General features: G+C 64.1%; 1 protein-coding gene and 3 pseudogenes. All 4 read left to right on the top strand.

The window, feature by feature from the left end:
- A pseudogene (locus JCM25156_RS08820) lies at nucleotides 1-805 on the top strand (membrane-bound PQQ-dependent dehydrogenase, glucose/quinate/shikimate family); the annotation flags it as partial.
- Nucleotides 806-1183: 378 nt separating this feature from the next.
- Nucleotides 1184-2510, top strand: a pseudogene (locus JCM25156_RS22915) (c-type cytochrome).
- A 21-nt stretch (nucleotides 2511-2531) separates the two neighbouring features.
- Nucleotides 2532-3004 (top strand): annotated as a pseudogene (locus tag JCM25156_RS22910) ((2Fe-2S)-binding protein).
- Nucleotides 2997-5318 (top strand): xanthine dehydrogenase family protein molybdopterin-binding subunit, encoded by a 2322-nt coding sequence (locus JCM25156_RS08800; protein WP_025812801.1) that lies wholly within the window; start codon nucleotides 2997-2999, stop codon nucleotides 5316-5318. The pseudogene JCM25156_RS22910 and the gene JCM25156_RS08800 overlap by 8 nt, the downstream one beginning before the upstream one ends.
- Nucleotides 5319-5582: the final 264 nt, after the last annotated feature.

Raw genomic sequence — 5582 nt, 5'->3', positions numbered from 1 at the left:
CGATCATCTCTCGCCCACGCAGCCCTTCTCCGAGCTGACTTTCCGCCCCAAGAACAACCTGACCGACGCCGATATGTGGGGCGGCACGATGTACGATCAACTGATCTGCCGCATCATGTTCCACCGCCTGCGCTATGATGGCCCGTTCACGCCGCCTTCCCTTCAGGGCACGCTCGTGTTCCCCGGCAATCTGGGCATGTTTGAATGGGGCGGCCTGGCCGTTGACCCCGAGCGCCAGATCGCGATCGCCAACCCCATCGCCATTCCGTTCGTATCAACGCTGATCCCGCGCGGCCCGAACAATCCGGCCACACCGGACAAGTCCCTGCCCTCGGGCAGCGAGAGCGGGGTGCAGCCGCAGTTTGGCGTGCCTTACGGGGTGGACCTGCATCCGTTCCTCTCGCCCCTCGGCCTGCCGTGCAAGCAGCCCGCGTGGGGTTACATGTCGGGCATCGACCTGCGCACCAACACGATCGTGTGGAAGCACCGCAACGGCACGATCCGTGACAGCGCGCCGCTGCCCCTGCCGATCAAGATGGGCGTGCCCAGCCTTGGCGGCCCGCTTACCACGGCCGGTGGCGTGGCGTTCCTGACCTCGACGCTGGATTATTACATCCGCGCCTATGACGTTACGACCGGGCGTGAACTGTGGCAGGACCGCCTGCCCGCCGGTGGTCAGTCCACCCCCATGACCTATGCGGTGGATGGCCGGCAGTTCATCGTGACCGCCGACGGTGGCCATGGGTCGTTCGGCACCAGGATGGGTGACTACATCGTTGCCTATACCCTGGCCGACCAGAACTGAATCACCCTGCCGGGGAAGGAAAAAATCCTTCCCCGGATTGACAATCCCGTTAATGTCTATATTCACACAAATATAGACGCTGCCGTAAACCGGTGTTTACAGTGCAGTTATTCAAGTTTTGCAGCCCAAAGCTGGCATTCAGTGCAAAACCGAATAAGTCTTATCATGGCTTTCATCTTACGTGCGCCCGAACGGCTTGATTAGGAAACAGGAATACTGAGTTTCCGCCGTGGCGCCGATGTTCCCGACATCCGGCTCGCCCGGTGTTTCGCAGGCGGTGCAACGATGCGCCGCCCGCCGTGTTTCCTGCCCATACAGGACCGGAATCGGACGGATGATACGGGGTGATATGATGACTTTCACAACCGCGAGAACATCGTGATTAAACGCATTGCAGCAGCGATTGCGGGGATCGGTGTCGCCGGTGGCGTCGGGTTCCTGGCCCTTGCGTGGTATCCGGCCATTGCGCCGGTCGCGCCGCCACCGCCTTCCACCTTCACGCCTGCCCAGATCGAGCACGGGCGCGTGCTGGCCGCTGGCGGCTACTGCGCTGAATGTCACACCCGCACGGATGGCACGCGCGGGGTCGAACTGGCTGGTGACTACAAGATGGACACGCCTTTTGGCGCCATCTTCTCCTCCAACATCACGCCGGATCCGGAAACGGGCATCGGGCGCTGGTCACAGGCCGCCTTCATGCGCGCCATGCGCAAGGGCGTGTCGCGTGATGGCGCGCACCTGTTCCCCGCCTTCCCGTTCGATCACTTCACGCACATGACGGATCAGGACATCAATGATGTCTATGCCTTCCTCATGACGCGCGCGCCCGTTCATTCGGTCAAGCGTGAGAACACGGTGGGTTTCCCGTTCAACATCCGCATGGCGCAGGCGGGCTGGAAGCTCCTGTTCCTCAAGGAAGGGCTGCTGAAGAACGACCCCGCGCATGACGCCGAGTGGAACCGGGGCGCCTATCTGGCCGAAGGGCTGAGCCATTGCGCCGCCTGCCACACCCCCCGCAACCCCATGGGCGCGGAAAAGGGCAGCGCCGCGTATGATGGCTCGACCGTTGATAACTGGATCGCCCCCGCTCAACGCGCATAACCCCACCCCCGTTGTCTGGACCGAGGACGAGTTCTTCAAATACCTGCGCTTCGGTTCCGCCCCGCTGCATGGCAGCGCGGCCGGTCCGATGTCGCCCGTGGTGCATGGCGGCCTGAGCGAACTGCCGGAATCCGATGTGCATGCCATCGCGCATTATCTGGCCGATATCGACCACGCATCCAGCCGCGTCGGGCAGGATCCCAAGGCCATCGCCTGGGCCATGAACGCGTCCATGAGGGATCTGGTCGGGCCGCAGACCAACCCGAACGCGCGGCTTTATGCCGGGGCCTGCGCCGCCTGCCACGCCAATTCCGGCCCGCAGCCGGTTGAAGGCCGCCCCGAACTGGCCCTGAACAACGCGCTGTGGCTGGATGAGCCGACCAACCTGTTCCAGGTCATCCTGCGCGGTATCGGCACGACAGAAGGTATTTCCACAGTTTCCATGCCCAGTTTCTACCATTCCCTGTCCGATGCGGATCTGGCCCGTCTCGCGGCCTATCTGCGCGCCACGCGCACGACCCTGCCGCCATGGACCGATCTGGAAAAGAAGGCGGCCGAGGTGCGCAGGACCCTGCCCGCCTCCCCCGTCGCGTCGTCCCATTGAGCTGAAAGACGGAGCTAGAACATGACGACCTTTCGCCTCAATGGACGCGACGTAACCGTTGACGTACCGGCGGATACCCCCCTGCTATGGGTCATCCGTGATGAAGTTGGCCTGACCGGAACGAAGTTCGGCTGCGGCATCGGCATGTGCGGCGCCTGCACCGTGCATATCGGTGGCCGGGCCACACGCTCATGCGTGACCCCCATCAGCGCCGCCGAGGGCGCGGACATCACCACCATCGAGGGGATCGACCCGGAGGGGAACCACCCGGTCCAGCAGGCCTGGCGCGAGATTCAGGTTCCGCAATGCGGTTACTGCCAGTCCGGCCAGATCATGCAGGCCATCAGCCTGCTGAAGGATTACCCCGCGCCCACGGATGAGGAAATCGACGCGTCATGGCGGGCAGCCTGTGCCGGTGCATGACCTATGTCCGTATTCGGGAGGCTATCAAGAAGGCCGCTGCCAACGCACGCGGAGATACATCAAATGGGTAGATTGAACCGCTTCCGACTGGGTAAGGACGGACGCCGCGAGCAGGCTTCCCTGTCCCGTCGCGGCTTCCTTGTCACCTCGCTCGGCGCGGGGGTCATGTTCGGCTTCGCGCGTCCGGCCGCCGCCAACCAGATTTTCCCCCTCGATCAGGCGCTGCCCGGCGATGGCGCGTTCGAGCCGACCATCTGGTGCGCCATCGCCCCGGATGGGGAGATCACGGTCAACATCATCCGCGCGGAAATGGGCCAGCATATCGGCACCGCCCTCGCCCGGATCATTGCCGACGAGATGGAAGCCGACTGGAGCAAGGTCCGTATCAACTATGTCGATACCGACCCCAAATGGGGCCTGATGGTCACCGGCGGAAGCTGGTCGGTGTGGATGACATGGGACATCTTCCGTCAGGCTGGCGCGGCCACGCGCACGGCGCTGGTGGAGGAAGCGGCCCGCCTGCTGGGCACCACGGCGGATAAATGCACGGTTGCCAACAGCATCGTCAGCGCGGGTGACAGGCAGATCAGCTTTGGCGACATCGTGGCCAAGGGGCATCCGTCCCATACCTTCACGCCCGAGGAAATGGCCAGGCTGCCGCTCAAGCCCGCCAGTGAGCGCAGGCTGATCGGCAATGCCGAAATCAAGGCGCTGGACATTCCGGCCAAGACCAATGGCACCGCCATTTACGGGATCGACGCCAAGGAGGAGGGCATGCTGTATGCCCGCCCCAAGATGCCGCCCACCCGGTACGGATCGAAGGTCCGTTCGGTTGACGATACGCAGGCCCGCAAGGTCAAGGGCTATGTGCGCTACCTGCTGATCGAGGATCCGTCCGAAACCGTGCAGGGCTGGGTCGTGGTGCTGGCCAGCAGCTACAGCGCGGCCATCCGCGCGGCGGATGCGCTGAAGGTGGACTGGCACGCGGGCGAGACCGCGCATACGTCCGAGCGCGACATTCAGGATCGCGGCCGTGCGCTGATCAACAACAGGGATGGTGGCGTCTACATCTTCAATGATGATGGCGTGGATCAGGCGTTTTCCGGCGCGCATACCGTCATGGACCAGGAATATACCTGCGCGTCCGTGCTGCACTACCAGCTGGAGCCGACCAACGCCCTCGCCTTCCAGAAGGATGGCGTTTACGAGATCCATGCCGGCAACCAGTGGCAGAGCCTGATCCTGCCCACGCTGGCCAAGGCGCTCGATGTGCCGGAATCCAAGATCGTCCTGCGCAGCTACCTGCTGGGTGGCGGGTTTGGCCGCCGTCTTAACGGGGATTACATGATCCCCGCCGCCCTTGCCTCCAAGGCACTGGGGGGCAGGCCGGTCAAGCTGATCCTGACCCGCTCGGATGACATGCAGTTCGATTCCTTCCGCTCGCCTTCGGTCCAGCGTGTCCGCATGGCGTTCGATGGCGGCGACAACATCACCGCCATGGACTATCAGGCGGCGGCGGGCTGGCCGACGGGTGTCATGGCGGCGGCCTTCATGGAAAAGGGCGTGGATGACAAGCCCTATGACCAGTTCGCCATCGCCGGTGGCGACCATTGGTACGAGGTCGGGGCCTTCCGTGTGCGCGCACTGCGCAATGACCTGGCGGAAAAGACCTTCCGCCCCGGCTGGCTGCGCTCGGTCAGTCCCGGCTGGACCAGTTGGGGGATTGAATGCTTCCTTGACGAAGTGGCCCACCGGCAGAAGAAGGATCCGGCGCAGTTCCGTCTCGACCTGCTGACGGCGCAGGGCCGCAACAGGGGGCAGGCCCCCGATTCCGTGGGCGGCGCGCTGCGTCAGGCCGCGGTCGTGCGCAGGCTCATGGAAAAGGTGAACTGGGGCAAGACGACATTGCCCAAGGACACCGCGCTTGGGCTTGCCACCACGGCAGGGCAGGAACGCGGCATGCCGACATGGATCGCCTGCTGCGCGCAGGTCCATGTGGACCGCAAAACCGGCGTGGTGCGGTGTGAAAAGCTGACCATCGTGGTTGATGCCGGTACCGTGGTCGATCCGGACGGGGCGAAGGCCCAGACGGAGGGGGCCGCGCTGTGGGGGCTGAGCATGATCCTGTTTGAAAACACGGAAATCGTGAACGGCCTGCCGGTTGATCGCAACCTGAACACCTACACCCCGCTGCGCATTGCCGATACGCCGGAAATGGATATCGAGTTCCTGCCCAGCACCGAAAAGCCGATGGGCCTGGGTGAACCGGGCACGACGGTGGTCGGCCCCGCGATCGGCAACGCCATCTTCAACGCGGTGGGCGTGCGCCTGCGCCACATGCCGGTGCGCCCGGCGGATGTGCTGCGCGCGCTCCAGAACAGCTAGAACGTCCGGGCCTGATCCCGAAGGAAACCCGGCATGCGCGTCATGCCGGGTTTTTTATTACGCGGGCCGGATGGACCGTCTGACCCACGGCTCAGTTGCCCGGCCGCATGCCCAGGCAGGCGGCGAGTATGGCCAGGAAACAGACCTCGCCGAGACAGATGACGAACCACTGCAACGTCATGTAGCCGCGCGGCATGGCCCCGCGTTTCCACGCCATGCGCTCGACCACGGCCGTGGCGGCGAAGCCCGCGATCAGGATCAGCA

The sequence above is a fragment of the Komagataeibacter kakiaceti JCM 25156 genome (assembly GCF_000613305.1).
This window is presented reverse-complemented; position numbering and strand designations above follow the sequence as displayed.